Raw genomic sequence first — 15,835 nt, 5'->3', positions numbered from 1 at the left:
AACCGAAGGCTCAGCCCGCGGCGTCGCCGTCCTTGATGATTTCCGTCATGGTCACGCCCAGGCGCTCGTCGACGACGACGACCTCGCCCCGGGCGACCAGGCGGTTGTTGACGTAGATGTCGATCGCCTCGCCGACCTTGCGGTCGAGCTCGAGGATCGAGCCGGCCTGCAGCTGCAGCAGCTGGGCGACCGACATGTTGGAGCGGCCGAGCACCGCCGAGATGTTGACGGGAACGTCGAACACCGGCGCCAGGTCGGAGGCGATCTTGTCGCTCAGCTCGACCGGGATCTCCGAGGCGAGCATGCCGCCGTTGAAATCGTTGAGGGTCAGGTCGTCGGACATGGCTGTCAGCCTTCGCTAGGAAGCAGGGGTTCGGCGTGCAGCCCTTCGGCCGCGATGGCGGCGTCCAGGGCTTCGGCGACGCGTTGCGCCGCCTCGTCCGGATTGAATTCGGCCCGGCCGTCGCCCCAGTCGAGGACGAAGGCGGCGGGCGGTTGGTTGGGGTCGGCGCGGGCGACGATCGCGCCCGGATAGCCGACGGCGTGGGCGGTCTGCTCCAGGGCGGCCTGGGTGCGCTCCACCAGGTGAGGGGCGACCCGGACGCTGAGTTTCGGCGAGGCCTCGACCTCGCGAGCCAGGGCGATCAGGGCCGCCGAGGCCGGGGCCTCGGGGAACTGGTCCAGGGCCGCGTCGGCGATCTTGTTGGCGCAGGCCAGGGCCAGGCGCGCCGAGCCCTCGCGGTGCTCGTGGGCGACGGCCGCCAGGGTCGACATCGCGCCGTGCACGGCGTGGGCGATGGCGTTCAGGGCCTGGGTCGCCTCCTGCTCGGCGCGGGCCACGGCCGAACGCTCGCCCTGCGCGAAGGCCTCGGCCTTGGCGGCCTCGACTTCCTCGGGGGTGAAGCTCTTCTTCACCTTGGGGGCCTCGTAGGCCACCCCGCCACGGTCGTCGAAGACCGTGTCGAAGGCGAAGCGCTGATAGGTTCCGTTGGTCATCCCGCGCGCCTCAGTAGATCAGCTCGTCGTCGCTGCCCGAACCGGCCAGCATGATCTCGCCCTTGGCGGCAAGATCCTTGGCGATCTGGACCATGGCGACCTGGGCCTGGTCGACGTCCTTCAGACGCACCGGGCCCATGCTTTCCATGTCCTCGCGCATGATCTTCGAGGCGCGTTCGGACATGTTGGAGAAGAACATCTCGCGCAGCTTGTCCGAGGCGCCCTTCAGGGCCAGGGCCAGCTGTTCCTTGCCGGTGGCGCGCAGCAGGGTCTGCACGCCGCCCGGATCCAGCTTCGACAGGTCCTCGAACACGAACATCAGGGCCCGGATGCGCTCGGCCGCCTCGCGGTTGCGCTCTTCCAGGGCGGCGATGAAGCGCGCTTCGGTCTGGCGGTCGAAGTTGTTGAAGATCTCGGCCATCATCTCGTGGCTGTCGCGCTTGGAGGTGCGCGCCAGGTTCGACATGAACTCGATCCGCAGGGTCTGCTCGATCTTGTCGAGGATCTCGCGCTGCACCGGCTCCATGCGCAGCATGCGGGTGACGCATTCCAGCGCGAAGTCTTCCGGCAGGCAGGCCAGCACGCGGGCGGCGTGGTCGCTCTTCACCTTCGACAGCACGACGGCGACGGTTTGCGGGTATTCGTTCTTCAGGTAGTTGGCGAGCACGGCCTCGTTCACGTTGCCGAGCTTGTCCCACATGGTTCGACCCGCCGGACCGCGGATCTCCTCCATCAGGGCGTCGACCTTCTCGGGCGGCATGAACGACTGCAGCAGGCGCTGGGTCTGCTCGTACGAGCCCATGATCGCGCCGGTCGAGCTCATGCCCGAGACGAACTCGACCAGCAGCTCTTCCACGACGCTGGCCGAGACCGTGCCGAGGCTGGCCATGGCCTGCGAGACTTCCTTGATCTCCTCGTCGTCGAGCGCTTCCCAGATCTTGGTGTGCTCTTCGCCGAGGGCGAGCAGGACGATGGCGGCCTTTTCGGGCCCGGCCAGCTTGGAGATGTCGTTGACGGCGGCCTTCATTCCGTCACTCCGACTCGTGCAGCCAGTTGCGCAGGATCGCGACCGACTCTTCGGGGTGGCGCTCGACGAACTCCGAGACGCGCTTGATCGACGAGGCCTTCACCTGGCCTTCGATCTTGGCGATGTCGATGCGCTGATCGATGTCGCTGGTCGGGCCGGCGATGGCGATCGGCTCGCCCGACTGGTCGACGACGACCTGCTGGGTGGTGCCGTCCGACAGGGTGACCAGGCGGGTCACGGCCGGCGAGCCGTCGTGGCCCAGGGCCATCTGGATCGGGTGACCGCCGGCCGGCTGGCTCAGGCTCTTCAGGAACGGACGCACCGCGAACAGCAGGATCAGCAGGGCGACGATGGCCAGGACGCCGATCTCGGCGATGCGCATCAGGTCGTTCTTGTCGAAGCCCGACATCAGGCCGCCTTCGGTCAGGCCCTGGTCCTCGGCCGTGGGGAAGCGGATGTTGGTCACCTTGACCTGGTCGCCGCGGGCGGCGTCGTAACCGATGGCGGTCTTCACCAGCTCTTCGATCTGGGCGATCTCCTCGGCGGTGCGCGGGGTGTAGGCGCCCGGCTTGCCGTCCTTGCCCGGGGCGGCGGTGACGCCGTCCACGGCCACGGCGACGGCCAGCTTCTTCATGGCGCCCGGCTCGACCACTTCGGTGCGGACCGACTCGGAGATCTCGTAGTTGGTGGTGGTTTCGTTGCCGCCCGAGGTCGAGCCGATCGGCTGCGCGCCGCCGGGCTGGCCGCCGGGGATGTTCTGGGTGGCGGTGACGCCGCTGTTGTCTTCGTTCTTGGTCTCGGAGGCGTTGTTGGCGCTGGTGCTTTCCGAGCGCACGACCTGACCGTCCGGATCGTACTTCTTTTCCTGGGTGGTGACGCGGTTCAGGTCGATGTCGGCGGTGACCGTGACGCGGGCCTTGCCCGGGCCGAGGACGCCGTCGAGCATTTCCTTGACGCTCTTGCCGATGCGGGCTTCGGCTTCCGACTTGCGGTCCTGGGCCAGCTTGCCGGCCAGGCTCTCGTCGCCGCCGGCCGACAGGGTCTTGCCGCGTTCGTCGATGACGTTGACGCGCTCGCCCTTCATGCCCGGGACGGAGCCGGCGATCAGGTTCTGGATGGCCGAGACCATGTCGGACGAGGCTTCGCGGCCGGCGGTGCCGATGGTGACGGCGGCCGACGGTTGCTCGGCGTCTTCCTCGAACAGCTGGCGCTTGGGCAGGACCAGGTGGACGCGAACGTCGCGCACGCCCTGCCAGCCGCGGATGGTGCGTTCCAGCTCGCCCTGCAGGGCGCGCTGGCGGTTCAGCTGCTGGACGAAGTCGGTCTGGCCCAGCGCCGTGGAATTGTCGAAGATCTCGTAGCCGATCGAGCCCGAGGTCACGAGGCCCTTGCCCGAAACCAGCAGGCGGGCGGAATTGACCTTGTCGCGGGCGACCATGATGGTCGAGCCGTCGCCCTTGGTCTCGTACTTGATGCCGGCCTGATCCAGCGCCTGGGTGACCGACGAAGCTTCCTTGAGGTCGAGGTTCGAGTACAGCAGCTCGCTCGGCTGCTTGCCCAGCATCATGACGACCGCGGCCAGCACGGCGATGGAGCCGACGGCGACGCCCGCCAGGGCGGCCAGTCGACCGACGCCGAACCTTTGAATCGCGCTCAGGAATTTATCCACTGGGCCTGTCCCTCAAACTGCGTCCGAACGGGGCGCATGCGAGACAGACCGGAGCCCGCCGTCGCTAGGCAGGATTTACCCAGTCGATGGTTAACGCCGACTTTAGATTTGAGGCGGGATGAAGATGACGAAGGCGCCAAATGGTCGCGGCCGCGTCCCGGGGGACGCGGCCGCTGAACAGACCGTTCGGGCGCTTTGCGGAGCATAACCCCTCGCGCCCTATCAGTTTTTCCGCCGTTTAGCGGTACTGCTGAAGCCGGGTGGTCCGAAGACCCGCCAGGCCATGCCGGTCGATAGACTGCTGCCAGGCGAGGAATTCCTCGTTGGTCAGCTTGTAACGATCGCACGCCTCGTCGAGCGAGAGGAGACCACCGCGAACGGCGGCCACCACCTCGGCCTTACGCCGGATCACCCAACGCTGGGTTTCCGGAGGCGGCAGATCCGACAGGGTAAGAGGCGCACCGGTCGGACCGATGACGTACTTTTCACCCCGGCTGTTCGTGCGCTGCTGCTGCAACATGGCTTTACGCCTTTCCCACAACCATCACTGTTGATGAGGAATATAGGCGCCGGGAAATAACAGCGGCTTAATTCCAGTAGTAAAGAAAGACCTAAACATCGGACTTCCTCCGGCTATCAGAGTGTATCGATGTGACACACTCTGATTAAAAGCGGTTAATACCTATGATCAGCGCTTAATGCTCAGAAGTTCTTCCAGCATCTGATCAGCGGTGGTGATGATTTTCGACGACGCCGAGTAGGCGCGTTGCGTAGTGATGAGGCCGGTGAACTCAGTCGACAGGTCGACAGTCGAAGCTTCCAGCGTCGAAGGAGCCAGAGAACCGGCGCCGCCCGAGCCCGGCGTCTTCAGGCTGTAGGTGCCGCTTTCATTGGTGACGCGGTAGGCGTTGCCGTTGACGCCCTTCAGGCCGTTCGGATTCGAGAAGGTCGCGACCGCCACCTGGGCGATGCGGCGGGTGACGCCGTTGTCGAAGATCGCCGAGACGTAGCCGTCTTCATCGACTTCGATGTTGGTCAGGTTGCCGAACGCGGTGCCGTTGGTGTTCACCGACTGCACGACCGACTGGCTGTTGTACTGGGTCAGGCCGCCGGCGGCGTTGGCCAGATCGATCTGCACCGACTGGCTGTCGATGCCCAGGCTGTCGGCCCAGCGCGGACCCGTGCCGGTGGCGGTGGGGTCCGAGGCGTCGATGGTGATCGAGGTCGGGTTGGTCGTGCCAAACAGCGTGCCGGTCGAAGACAGCTTGCCGTCGGTGGTGAAGGTGATCTTGCCCGAGCTGATCAGACCGTTGGCGTTGTTGTCCAGGTCGCCCGGCTTGGCGCGCAGTTCGGCGTACCACTCGTTCGGGCCCGGGCCCTTGAGCAGCGACAGGGTGACGTTGCGCTGGCCGCCCTTGGAGTCCGAGATCGGAACCTGGATCTCGAAGTCCGGCTTCACGCCGGTGGTGCTGTCGAGCGCGTAGTCCGACATCGAGTTGCTGGCCGGGTCATAGACGCCGCCGGCCGCCACTTCGGTCTTGGTGTTGACGCCCAGCGAGGCGAACGAGACCGTCGTGCCGCCGCCGATGTCGATGGCCGCCGACGGCGTGGTGGTGCCGGCCGGGGTGTAGGTGGTCAGGGCGCCGGTGGTCGGGTCGTAGGCGGCCGTGCCGCTGGAGACCAGGTTCGTGCCTTCGTACAGCTTGACGTCATAGGTGTTGCCCGTGCCCGTCGGGGAATAGGCGACCGTGTAGTTGTGCGCGGCGCCGGCGCTGTCGGTCACGGACTTGACGCCCGTGGTGAAGCTGGCCGAGGCCGAGACCGGCTGTTCCGAACGCAGGTTGGCGTTGACGCCGACGCGGGTGGTCTTCTCGGCGGTGCCGCCGACGCTGCCGACGTTGATCGACGACAGCTGGGTCAGGTCCGACGGGTCGGGCGTGATCGCGCCGGTGACCGGGTCGGCCAGCCAGCCCTGCAGGTAGAGACCGGCGTCGTTCTTCAGGTAGCCGAGGTTGTCCAGCTGGAACGAACCGGCGCGGGTGAACGAGCGGGTGTCGGTGGCGGTCAGGCCTTCCGGCTTCTCGGTGGTGACGAAGAAGCCCGAACCCGAGATCGACAGGTCGAGGTTCGAGGTCGTCGACTGGGTCAGGCCCTGCTGGCTGATGAACTGGTGCGTCAGCGCCTTCACGCCGCCGGCGCTGTAGGTGCTGTTCTTGCTCTGCGAGGTGACCAGGGTCGAGAAGTTGGCCGACGAACGCTTGTAGCCGACGGTGTTGACGTTGGCGATGTTGTCCGAGATGGCGGCCAGGGCCGAGGAGTTGGCGACCAGACCGGAGACGCCGGCGAGCATGGCGCTGTTGATGGACATGACTGAATTCCTGCTCGTGAAGTTTGTGTCGAGGGGTTCAGCGCTGTTTGCGTTTGGGTCCGGATCGGCCGTCTGGCTCGGGGGGACCACGTCGGCGTCTTTCTGACGCCCGGTTCATTCGGTAGAGGCCGGCGGGGCCTTAGCTGGTGGTGGTCGCCGGCGGGTTGGTGACGCCGATCACCGAACTGATCGGGACCTTGACCCCGTCGATGGTGACCATGTTCTGGCCGCTCTCGTTGGTCACCGCGGTCACGATGCCTTCGATCCGGCCCTTGGAGCTGGTGGTGATGTTCGCGCCATCGGCGTTGATGGCGGTGATCTTCAGGGTGTATTCGCCGCCCTCGGCCTGGGCCGTGCCCTCGTCGGACTTGCCGTCCCAGGTGAAGGTGTGGTCGCCCTTGGACATGTCGTCCGGGTACTTGGTGGCGATCGTCGCGCCGTACTTGTCGAGGACCTCGATCTTCACCGAGGTGCCGGCCTGGGCCTGGGTGTAGCTCCAGTCGGCCTTGCCGTTCTTGATGGTGGCCTTGGTGGTCTCGGCCGTGGCCAGCTTGTCCATCATGCCCAGGGCGTTGGTCAGGCCGCCGTCGTTCATGCCGACCAGGGCCGCCAGCAGGTCGTTGGTGACCAGCTGCTGCTCGACGCCCGTCATCTGGACGATCTGGCCGGTGAAGGCGTTGGAATCCATCGGCGACAACGGATCCTGGTTCTTCATCTGAGTGGTCAGCAGCTTCAGGAAGGTCTCTTCGCTGCTGGCGAGCGAGTTCCTGGAGTTGTTGATCTTGTCGAGCACCGAGGTGCTGCTGGACGTCGCGGTCGTGGTGGCCATGACGCTTGCTCCTAGATCTTGACGTCGACGCCGCTGGTTTCCGCACCGCGGTAACCAGGGATCAGCGACGAAGCCGAAACGGTGGGGATGTCCTCGACGGCGGCGCCCGCGAAGGCGCGGCCGGCGAAGGCGCGGCGGCCGTGGTCGCCGCCCTGGAAGTCGAAGAAGGCGTTCTGCTGCTGGCCCTGGCCGCTGTTGCCGCCCTGGCTCGACACGTCGAACTTCAGGGCGTTGTCGGCGACGTCGAAGCCGGCCTGGCTCAAGGCCTGGCGCAGTTCGCCGGCGCGATGGCGCAGGTCGGCGGCCGCTTGCGGATTGTCGAAGGCCAGGGTCGCGGTCAGCTTGCCCTCGGCGCCGATGCGCACCTGCACGTCGACCTTGCCCAGGCCTTCCGGCGTCAGGACGATGTCGAAGCGGGTCGACTTGGCGTCGAGCTTCTTGCTGATCTCGGCCGACAGGGCCGCGACCGTCTCGGGCGAGCCGCGGACGATGGTCTCGGCCGGAGCCTGGGCCGTCTGCGCGGCCTGGGTCTGGACGGTCGGGGTGAAGGTCGCGTCGATCTTGGCGGCGGGCGCGTCGGTCGAGACGGTGTCGGTCGCCATCTTGGCGAAGGCGTCGGCGCCGCTCTTGTCGCCGTCGCTGTTGGTCGCGGCGTCCTGGGCGGCCTGGTCGGCGGCCACGGCCTGGGCGGTGACCACGGCCTCGCCCTTGGCGGCGACCTCGGTCTTGCCGGCCTGCGGCGCGACCGCAGCGGCCTCGGCCGGCTTGGCGGCCTGGGTCAGGGCGGCCGACGCGGCGACTTCGGTGGTTTCGACGGCCTGGGCGTCGGTCGCGGCAGGGGCCACGTCCTCGGCGGCCGTCTGAACGGCGGTCAGGCTGGCGATCTCGTCGCCCAGCGAGACAGCGGCCGGCTTGGCGGCGTCGGTCGCGGACTTGGCGTCGGCGACGACGGGCTTGTCGGTCGTCTTGGCGGTCTGGTTGGCCAGGGCGGCCTGCTCGGCCAGCTTGGTCAGGTCGGCGGAGGCCGGCCCCTGCTCGCTCGGCGACAGGGTCTGCAGCGCCGACAGGTCGACGGTCGCGGCCGGGGCGGCCTCGCCTTCTGTCGTGGGAGCGGCGGCGACAGCGTCGGAGGTCAGGTCGGCTGCGGCGGCGACGGCCGTGGCCGCGGCGGCGACGGGAGCCGCGCCGGCCAGCTTGGCGACGCCGGCGACGGTCTCGGCCACGTCGCCGATCAGGTCGGCGGCCTTGGCCAGCAGGCCCTCGCCGGCATCCGCGCCCTGAGCAGTCGATTGGGCGGCCGATTGGGCGGCGGCCTCGGTGGAAGCAGCAGCGGCGGTGGCCGTGGCGTCATCGCCCTGGGCCGGCTTGGCCGGTTGTTGTTGAACGGTCATGGCGGCGACCACGGCCGCGCCCACCTGGGCGGCGGCGGCGTCCTGGCCCGCGGCGGCGTCGTCGCCGTCCTTGCGGTCAGCGGCGGCCTTGGTCGCCGGCTTGGCCTGCGACTTGCCCGTCGGACGGGCTTCGGCCTGATCGGACCCGCCTTCGTCGCCCGACGCGGCCAGCAGCGCGCCGAACACATCGCCGGCGCTAGAAGCGTCGGAAACGCCGGCGGCGCCCGAGGCGGGCGTCGGAAGCGGAAGAGAGGCGGCGATCGCGGTCATGCGGGTCGGTACGCTCGGGCTGGATGACGGCTCGGATGGAGCACGCCTTGATCCGCCGTTCCCTGAGCAATCGCCGGGCCAACCCGGAAATTTCTTACAAGTCTTTGATTTTAAATATTTTAACTCCTGATTTACCCTTTTATTTCGGCAGGTTGCGGCGCTTTTTGCCGGGCGGAAACGGAAAGAATGACCCCTCGCTTGCCGCGTCGGCGCGCCGCAGCCGGGCCAGGACCGGGGTTGGCGCCATCCTTGCGCTCACCTTTTCATCGTCCGCACGGCGCATGGAACCCAACGCCTTGTATTTCAACGGTTTGCACATCTGTAACGAGACGCTCTCGACCCGGACCCGGCAAGTTTCGCCGGGCAAGGTCGCGTCGCGTGGTTCGTGCTTTGCCGGGCGGACAGGAGACCTCTGATGTCCCTCAACACCATCCTGAACACCGCGACTTCGGGGATGATGGCCGCCCAGACGGGCCTGCGCGTCGTCTCCGACAACATCGCCAACGTCAACACCGCCGGCTACGTCCGCAAGACCGTCAGCCAGTCGAACCTCGTGTCGAACGGCATGGGGGTGGGCGTCAACATCGACGCCATCAAGCGCGCGACCGACCGCTTCCTGCAGTCGGCCAGCCTGAACGCCGCGTCGGACTCGGGTCGGGCCTCGGCGCTGTCCAGCGCGCTCGACAACGCCCAGAAGCTGTTCGGCGACCCCAGCGCCAGCACCAACTTCTTCTCGATGCTCGACGACGTCTATTCGTCGTTCTCGCAAGCCGCCGACGAGCCGTCCTCGTCGCTGCTGCGCACCCAGGCCCTGACCAAGGTCGAGGACTTCCTCGGCGAGTCCAGCCGCATCACCGCCGGCCTGTCGAACCTGGGCAAGGACGCCGACACCAAGATCTCGGCCGATGTCGACCGGGTGAACGTCCTGCTCAAGCAGATCGACGAGCTGAACACCGACATCACCCGCGCCAAGACCACCGGCGTCGACTCGACCGGCTCGGAGAACATCCAGAGCGGCCTGATCGACGAACTGTCGGGCCTGATGAACGTGCAGGTCAGCCAGCGCGCCAACGGCGGCGTGCTGATCCGTTCGACCGAAGGCCTCAGCCTGGCCGGCGACGGCGCGGCCACCGTCAAGTACGAGCAGTCGCCCACCGCCAACGGCTACCTGACCGTCACCCTGCCCAACAGCGGCGGCCAGCCCAGCCCGCTCTACATCAGCAGCGGCGAGCTGAAGGGCCTGATGGAGCTGCGCAACACCGAGCTGCCGGCTCTGCAGGACCAGCTGGGCGAGTTCGTCAGCCGCGCCACCGAGGAGCTGAACCGCGCCTCCAACGCCAACTCGGCGGTCCCCGCCCCCACCAGCCTGACCGGCCGCAACACCGGCCTGGACGCCACGACCGCCTTCTCGGGCTTCACCGGCAAGACGACGATCGCCCTGACCGACTCCAGCGGCGTCATCCAGCGCCGCATCGACGTCGACTTCACCGCCGGCACCATGACCGTCGACGGCGCCGCCGGCCCGTCGTTCACGCCCGGCAACTTCCTGACCCAGCTGAACAGCGCCCTGGGAACCGACGGCCAGGCCACCTTCTCGGACGGCGCGCTCAGCCTGTCGGCCAACGGCGGCCTGGGCGTGGCCGTCGCCGACGACGCGACCACCCCGTCGACCAAGGCCGGCAAGGGCTTCAGCCACTATTTCGGCCTCAACGACATCGTCCGCTCGACCGGCTACTCGCCGTACGAGACGGGCATGACCACGGCCTCGCAGCACGGCTTCACCGCCGGCGACACCATCACCCTGCGCCTGACCGACGTCGAAGGCGGCCGCATCCGCGACGTGAAGGTCACCGTCCCGCCGGGCGGCACCATGCAGGACCTGCTGACCGCCATGAACTCGCGCAGCGACGGCGCGGGCCAGTACGGGACCTTCTCGCTCGACTCCAAGGGCGCGCTGAACTTCAGCTCCAACAGCGCCTCGCCGGTCACCCTGTCGGTGGTCGAGGACAACACCGAGCGCGGCACCGGCGGTCCGACGCTGAGCCAGCTGTTCGGCCTGGGCCCGTCCGAGCGCAGCACCCGCGCCTCGAGCTACGCGGTCGACGCCACCCTGGATTCCAACCCCAGCCGCCTGGCCTTCGCCAAGCTGGACCTGACCGCCGCGGCGGGGACCTCGTCCCTGGCCGTCGGCGACGCCCGCGGCGCCCTGGCCCTGGCCAAGGCCGGCGACAGCACGGTCAACTTCTCGGCCGCCGGCGGCGTCGGCGCGGCGACCAGCAGCGTCCTGCGCTACGCCGCCGACTTCTCCGGCTCGATCGCCCGCAAGGCGGCCGCCGCCGAGTCCCGGAAGGACGCCACCGCTTCGGTAAAGACCGAGGTCGACACCCAGCGCCAGTCGCAAGAGGGCGTCAATCTCGACGAAGAGCTCATCAATCTGACGACGTACCAGCAGGCGTTCAACGCCTCCGCCCGCCTGATCCAGGCGAGCAAGGACATGTACGACGTTCTGACCAACCTCATCTGAGGCCGCCCATGACCCGTGTCTCCACTTCCAGCAACTTCGGCGTGATGACCTCCAATCTCATGCTGGCGCAGGTGCGCCAGAACGAGATCGGCGAACAGGTCTCCAGCCAGAAGATCGCCAGCGACCTGAAGGGCTACGCCAAGAACGCCGAGATGCTGACGGCGATGAAGAGCGCCCAGGCCAAGATCGACGGCTTCCTGGACCAGACCAAGCTGGTCTCCAACCGCCTGGACATGCAGGACACCGGCATCGGCCAGGTCTCCGACGCGGCCGGCGACGCCCGCGAGGCGATCGCCAACGCCCTGGCGGCCGGCAACGCCACCACCCTGATGGAGCAGCTCCAGAACGCCTTCGGCGACGCGGTGCGCGGCCTCAACACCAAGTCCAACGGCTACTACGTGTTCTCGGGCGCCAAGACCGACACCCCCACGACCACGGCCACCAGCATGGCCGACCTGACGGCCGCGCCCAGCACGGCCTCGCTGTTCCAGAACGACCAGTACGTCACCACCAACCGCATCGACGAGTCGACGACGGTGAAGACCGGCGTGCTGGGCGACGCGTTGGGCACGGACCTCTTCGACGCCTTCAAGCAGATCCAGGCCTATGTCGACGCCAACGGCGCCTTCAGCGGCAACCTGACCGAAGCCCAGACCACCTTCCTGAAGGGCACGCTGTCGTCGTTCGACACCGCCCAGAAGGGCCTGACCACGGCCCAGGGCAAGAACGGCCTGAACCAGAGCCGCTTCGAGGACGCCCAGACCGCGCTGCAGAACCAGTCCGACAGCCTGACGGTGATGATCGGCGGCGTCGTCGACGTCGACATGGCCGAGGCCGTCACCCGTCTTCAGGCCGCCCAGCTGGCGGTCCAGGCCTCGGCCCAGGTGTTCTCGACGCTGCAGAGCTCGTCGCTGCTGAACGTGCTGAAGTAGGCGTCGTCTAGGCGTCGGGACCTGGGATGACCGCCGTGTGGAGGCGGCCCTCGAACCGCCAGCCGAGCGCCTCATAGAGCGCCCGCCCTTCGACCGTGGCGGCCAGGACGCCCTCCTCCGCCCCGAGGGCGACGGCCTCGGCGCCGAGGCGCGTCATCACGGCCCGGCCGAGACCTCGCCTCTGGTGAGCCGGATCCGTGACGATCTTGTCGAACACCGCGAACGGTCCGGTAAGCGCCGCGCGCCCGGAGGCCGCCAGCGTCCCGTCCGGGGCCGTCGCGGCGATGACCAGCACCACGCCTTCGAGGGTCGTCGACAGGCGATAGGCGGGATCGGGCTCGACCGCCGGGGCGTCGTCCAGGGCCGTCGCCATCAGGTCGGCGCAGCTTTCCAGCCGCCAGCGCTCGTCGAGGGCCGCGATCAGCGCCTCGGGCGGGCAGAACGCCTTAAGGAACACGCCCGGCTGATCGATCCCCCGCCCCAGCCGATGAAGAGCGACCGCGTCGAGCACGGGAAAGACGTAGCGCGCCAGATGCCCCGGCTCGCCCACCGCCAGATGGAAACCGCCCTCGATCCGCTCAGGCCTGGCCACGCCGCGCGACAGCGCCCAGCCGTCGACCCAGGCCTCGACCAGTCTCGGATCCGCCGCGTGATCGTCCGCCGTCATCGCCTCTCCTCTCGCCCGAACGCCCCGGATAACCCGCCCTGCCGCCGCCCTTTGTCAGCATGATTGCAAGCCGACGCGACCTGCGACGCTGCTCAGCCTCGCAAAACCGTCGCTCAGGGCCTAAATAGCCGCGATGGACGCCGACCTCGCCCGTTTCGACCCCGCCCACGCCCCCGTCGCCGAGGGCGACGCCCTGATCGCGCAGGCCGCGCAGGCGGTGAAGCAGGCCGTCGGTCTTCCCGAAGGAACCCGGATCGTCGCAGCCATGTCCGGCGGCGTGGACTCGACCGTGACCGCCGCCCTGCTGGCCCGCGCCGGCTACGACGTGGTGGGCGTGACCCTGCAGCTCTACGACCACGGCGCGGCGATCTCGAAGAAGGGCGCCTGCTGCGCCGGCCAGGACATCATGGACGCCCGCATGGCGGCCGAGCGGATCGGCATCCCGCACTACGTGCTGGACTACGAAAGCCGCTTCAAGGAACAGGTCATCGAGGAGTTCGCCGACGCCTATCTGCGCGGCGAGACGCCGATCCCCTGCGTGCGCTGCAACCAGACCGTCAAGTTCCGCGACCTGCTGGACGTGGCCCGCGACCTGGGCGCCGAGGCCATGGCGACCGGCCACTACGTGCAGCGCGGCTTTGTCGGCGGCGGCAACCGCCCGCAGCTGCGCCGCGCGGCCGACCCGGGCAAGGACCAGTCCTACTTCCTGTTCGCGACCACGCGCGAACAGCTCGACTTCCTGCGCTTTCCGCTGGGCGGCTTCGCCAAGCCGCAGGTACGCGCCGTCGCGGCCGCCCTGGGCCTGTCGGTGGCCGACAAGCCCGACAGCCAGGACATCTGCTTCGTGCCCGAGGGCAAGTACACCACGGTGATCGACCGCATCCGCCCGCAAGGAGCCGAGGCCGGCGACATCGTGCACCTGGACGGCAAGGTGCTGGGCCGCCACGAGGGCGTCACCCGCTACACCATCGGCCAGCGGCGCGGCCTCAATGTCGGCGGCGGCACGGGCGAGCCGCTGTTCGTCGTGCGCATCGACGCCGGAAAGCGCCACGTCGTGGTCGGTCCGCGCGAGGCGCTGCTGACCAAGTCGCTGACCCTCAAGGAAGACAACTGGCTGGGCGGCGAGGACGACCTGATCGAGGCCGCCAAGGCCCACGCCCCGGTCCTGGCCCGCGTGCGCTCGACCCGCGAGCCGGTCGCCGGCCGCCTGTCGCTGGAAGACGGCGGCGTGCGGCTGGTGTTCGACGGCCTGGAAGAAGGCGTCGCCCCCGGCCAGGCCTGCGTGCTCTACGACCCCGCCGATCCGGAACGCGTGCTCGGCGGCGGGTTCATCGCCACGACCGTCAGGGCGATGGACTGACCACAAGGAACCTCCCCCTCTGGGGGAGGCGGCCGAAGGCCGGTGGGGGGCCGTTTTCAGCTTCCGCTGGAGAAGCCGTTTTCCGCCCAACTCCCCCCACCGATCGCTATGCGATCGCCTCCCCCTCTGGGGGAGGTTCGCTGCAAACAGAAACGCCGCGAAAGCCGATCAGCTTTCGCGGCGTTTTGCGTCTGAGAGACCCCTCATCCGTCGGCTTCGCCGACACCTTCTCCCGCAAGGGGAGAAGGACCAGGGGGCTTAGTCCAGGGCGCCGATGTAGGGCAGGCCGCGGCTCTTGCCTTCGTCGTCCAGGCCGTAGCCGACGAGGTAGCGGGCCGGGGCTTCCCAGGCCACGAAGTCGGGCTCCATGCCGCGCGAGGTCGGCCAGGGCTTGCGGGCGAAGACGGCGGTCAGCACTTCGCTGGCGCCGGCGTCCTTCACCAGGCGGGCGGCTTCCGACAGCGACAGGCCGGTGTCGAACACGTCGTCGACCACCAGGGCGCGGCGGCCGACCAGCGGGCGCTGGAGGTCGGCGCGCACTTCGCAGCGGCCGGTGCTCTTGCGCTCGTCATGGTACGAGGCCAGCCACAGGGCGTCGAAGCGGACGTTGCGGCCGGCCTTCCACAGGGCGCGGGTCAGGTCGGCGGCGAACCACAGGCCGCCGGTCAGCAGGCAGACGGCGACGGTGTCGTCGTCGATGCGCGGCGCGATCTGACGGGCCAGGGCCTCGACCCGCTCGGCGATTTCTTGCTCTGAAATAAGCACTTCGGGGCGGGCGGGATCGGTCATGTCAGGGGATCTTGGTCAATGATGCTCGGCAGGAGCCGCTTCGGCCGCTCCGGTCTCATGACCAGGGGCGTCATGTCCAGCCCCTTCGGCCGCGGAATCCTCCGTATGCCCCTCGGCGGCGGCATGATCCTGCGTCGGCGTGTCCTGGGCGCCGCGCAGTTCCGGCTCGCCGTGGCCGCCCTCGGCCGCGTGCAGGCCGGTCTTCACCGCATGGCCCGCGCCCTTCTCGACCGCGAAGGCGATCTCCAGCACCTGGGCGCTGGACGGCGGGTTCAGCAGGACGACCGAGAAGTGTCGGGTCTGGCCCGGCGGGATGGTCGGGTCGGCGGCGGCGGCTAGCTGGCCGGCCACGCGCTTCTGGGCCTTGTTGAGCAGGGCGATGCGCAGCGGCGGCGCCTGCACCGGCTTTTCGGTGATGTTGCGGATGACGCCGGTGATGGTCAGGGCGGCGCGGCCGTCCTGCATCGTCGGCTCGGCCCGGATGCTGTTTTCCTCGACGATCAGGCCGATGGTGTTGATCGGCGCGCCGACCATGGCGTAGGCGCCGGCGGTGCTCGGCCAAAGCTTGCCGATGTTGAGGCGGAACACCCCGGCCCCGACCAGCACCACCACCATCACCGCGACCATGCCGCCCCAGACGATGCCTGTGGTCTTGGCTTCCTTCAGGCGGCGTTCGGCGTCGGCGCGGGCGCGGAAAACCTTGGGCAGCTCCTCGCCCGGCAGGGCGCTGACCGGCGGCTCGGGTTCGGGCGTGTCGTCGAGGGCGTGCAGGGGATCCAGCGCCGCGGCCGCGGCGGCCCCGTCGTTGGCCGGCCCCGGGGGCGTCCCGGCGGCCGACGGCGCATCGAACAGCTCTTCGTCGGCGGCGTTTTCGTTACGCGCGGTCCAGCGCGCGCCGCACGAGGCGCAACGCACGACACGACCGGTCGAACCGACCTTGGCGTCGTCGACGAAATAGCGGCTGGCGCACTCCGGACAGGTCAGTATCATGGCCGCGAATCGGTCATCCCCGC

Annotated in this window: 15 protein-coding genes; 4 read left to right on the top strand and 11 right to left on the bottom strand. The window is 68.5% G+C overall.

All coding sequences use genetic code 11. The annotated features are described in order from the left end of the window. Positions 1–10: 10 nt before the first annotated feature. The 8 genes from fliN to AC07NG_RS00910 form a co-directional block, all read right to left on the bottom strand. Positions 11–343, bottom strand: coding sequence for a flagellar motor switch protein FliN (gene fliN, locus AC07NG_RS00945; RefSeq protein WP_058346608.1), 333 nt, complete (start codon positions 341–343; stop codon positions 11–13). Positions 344–348: 5 nt separating this feature from the next. Then, the gene (locus AC07NG_RS00940; protein WP_492855136.1) at positions 349–996 is read right to left on the bottom strand and encodes a FliH/SctL family protein; all 648 of its coding nucleotides are present in this window, start codon (positions 994–996) and stop codon (positions 349–351) included. 10 nt (positions 997–1,006) lie between these two features. Continuing rightward, a complete protein-coding gene (gene fliG, locus AC07NG_RS00935; RefSeq protein ID WP_487287764.1) occupies positions 1,007–2,023 on the bottom strand; it encodes a flagellar motor switch protein FliG in 1,017 nt (338 codons plus the stop codon). A gap of 4 nt (positions 2,024–2,027) precedes the next feature. Continuing rightward, positions 2,028–3,692 (bottom strand): flagellar basal-body MS-ring/collar protein FliF, encoded by a 1,665-nt coding sequence (gene fliF, locus AC07NG_RS00930; protein WP_487287765.1) that lies wholly within the window; start codon positions 3,690–3,692, stop codon positions 2,028–2,030. Positions 3,693–3,930: 238 nt separating this feature from the next. Further along, positions 3,931–4,212 carry a CtrA inhibitor SciP gene (gene sciP, locus AC07NG_RS00925; protein ID WP_007675208.1) on the bottom strand — a complete coding sequence of 94 codons (282 nt, stop codon included), beginning with the start codon at positions 4,210–4,212 and terminating at the stop codon, positions 3,931–3,933. A gap of 168 nt (positions 4,213–4,380) precedes the next feature. Then, positions 4,381–6,060, bottom strand: a complete 1,680-nt coding sequence (gene flgE, locus AC07NG_RS00920) for a flagellar hook protein FlgE (RefSeq protein ID WP_487287766.1) — start codon at positions 6,058–6,060, stop codon at positions 4,381–4,383. A gap of 139 nt (positions 6,061–6,199) precedes the next feature. After that, positions 6,200–6,889 carry a flagellar hook assembly protein FlgD gene (locus AC07NG_RS00915; protein WP_492855137.1) on the bottom strand — a complete coding sequence of 230 codons (690 nt, stop codon included), beginning with the start codon at positions 6,887–6,889 and terminating at the stop codon, positions 6,200–6,202. An 11-nt stretch (positions 6,890–6,900) separates the two neighbouring features. Then, positions 6,901–8,550 carry a flagellar hook-length control protein FliK gene (locus AC07NG_RS00910; protein ID WP_494591557.1) on the bottom strand — a complete coding sequence of 550 codons (1,650 nt, stop codon included), beginning with the start codon at positions 8,548–8,550 and terminating at the stop codon, positions 6,901–6,903. Positions 8,551–8,597: 47 nt separating this feature from the next. Between AC07NG_RS00910 and AC07NG_RS00905 the strand changes: the two genes are divergently transcribed. The 3 genes from AC07NG_RS00905 to AC07NG_RS00895 are packed head-to-tail and all read left to right on the top strand — an operon-like array spanning position 8,598 to position 12,006. Next, a complete protein-coding gene (locus AC07NG_RS00905) occupies positions 8,598–8,966 on the top strand; it encodes a hypothetical protein (RefSeq protein WP_494591555.1) in 369 nt (122 codons plus the stop codon). Further along, positions 8,966–11,074, top strand: a complete 2,109-nt coding sequence (flgK, locus tag AC07NG_RS00900; protein WP_487287770.1) for a flagellar hook-associated protein FlgK — start codon at positions 8,966–8,968, stop codon at positions 11,072–11,074. Before AC07NG_RS00905 ends, flgK begins: the two co-directional genes overlap by 1 nt. 8 nt (positions 11,075–11,082) lie before the next feature. Continuing rightward, positions 11,083–12,006 (top strand): flagellin, encoded by a 924-nt coding sequence (locus AC07NG_RS00895; protein WP_110118021.1) that lies wholly within the window; start codon positions 11,083–11,085, stop codon positions 12,004–12,006. A 7-nt stretch (positions 12,007–12,013) separates the two neighbouring features. On the opposite strand, the gene AC07NG_RS00890 is transcribed toward AC07NG_RS00895, so the two are convergent. Then, a complete protein-coding gene (locus AC07NG_RS00890; RefSeq protein ID WP_494591553.1) occupies positions 12,014–12,673 on the bottom strand; it encodes a GNAT family N-acetyltransferase in 660 nt (219 codons plus the stop codon). Positions 12,674–12,806: 133 nt separating this feature from the next. Between AC07NG_RS00890 and mnmA the strand changes: the two genes are divergently transcribed. Next, on the top strand, positions 12,807–14,033 hold the full coding sequence (gene mnmA, locus AC07NG_RS00885) for a tRNA 2-thiouridine(34) synthase MnmA (protein WP_494591551.1): 1,227 nt from the start codon (positions 12,807–12,809) through the stop codon (positions 14,031–14,033). Between the two features lie 258 nt (positions 14,034–14,291). Here the strand turns inward: mnmA and AC07NG_RS00880 are convergent, their stop codons facing one another. Together AC07NG_RS00880 and AC07NG_RS00875 are read right to left on the bottom strand one after the other, a co-directional pair. Beyond that, positions 14,292–14,822, bottom strand: a complete 531-nt coding sequence (locus AC07NG_RS00880; RefSeq protein ID WP_110118024.1) for a phosphoribosyltransferase — start codon at positions 14,820–14,822, stop codon at positions 14,292–14,294. 15 nt (positions 14,823–14,837) lie between these two features. Beyond that, positions 14,838–15,812, bottom strand: coding sequence for an MJ0042-type zinc finger domain-containing protein (locus AC07NG_RS00875; RefSeq protein ID WP_494591548.1), 975 nt, complete (start codon positions 15,810–15,812; stop codon positions 14,838–14,840). Positions 15,813–15,835 lie beyond the last annotated feature (23 nt).

The sequence above is a fragment of the Caulobacter sp. GW821-FHT10C03 genome (genome assembly GCF_059415485.1).
The sequence above is the reverse complement of the archived record's forward strand: the minus strand, read 5'-3'. Positions and strand labels throughout refer to the sequence as shown.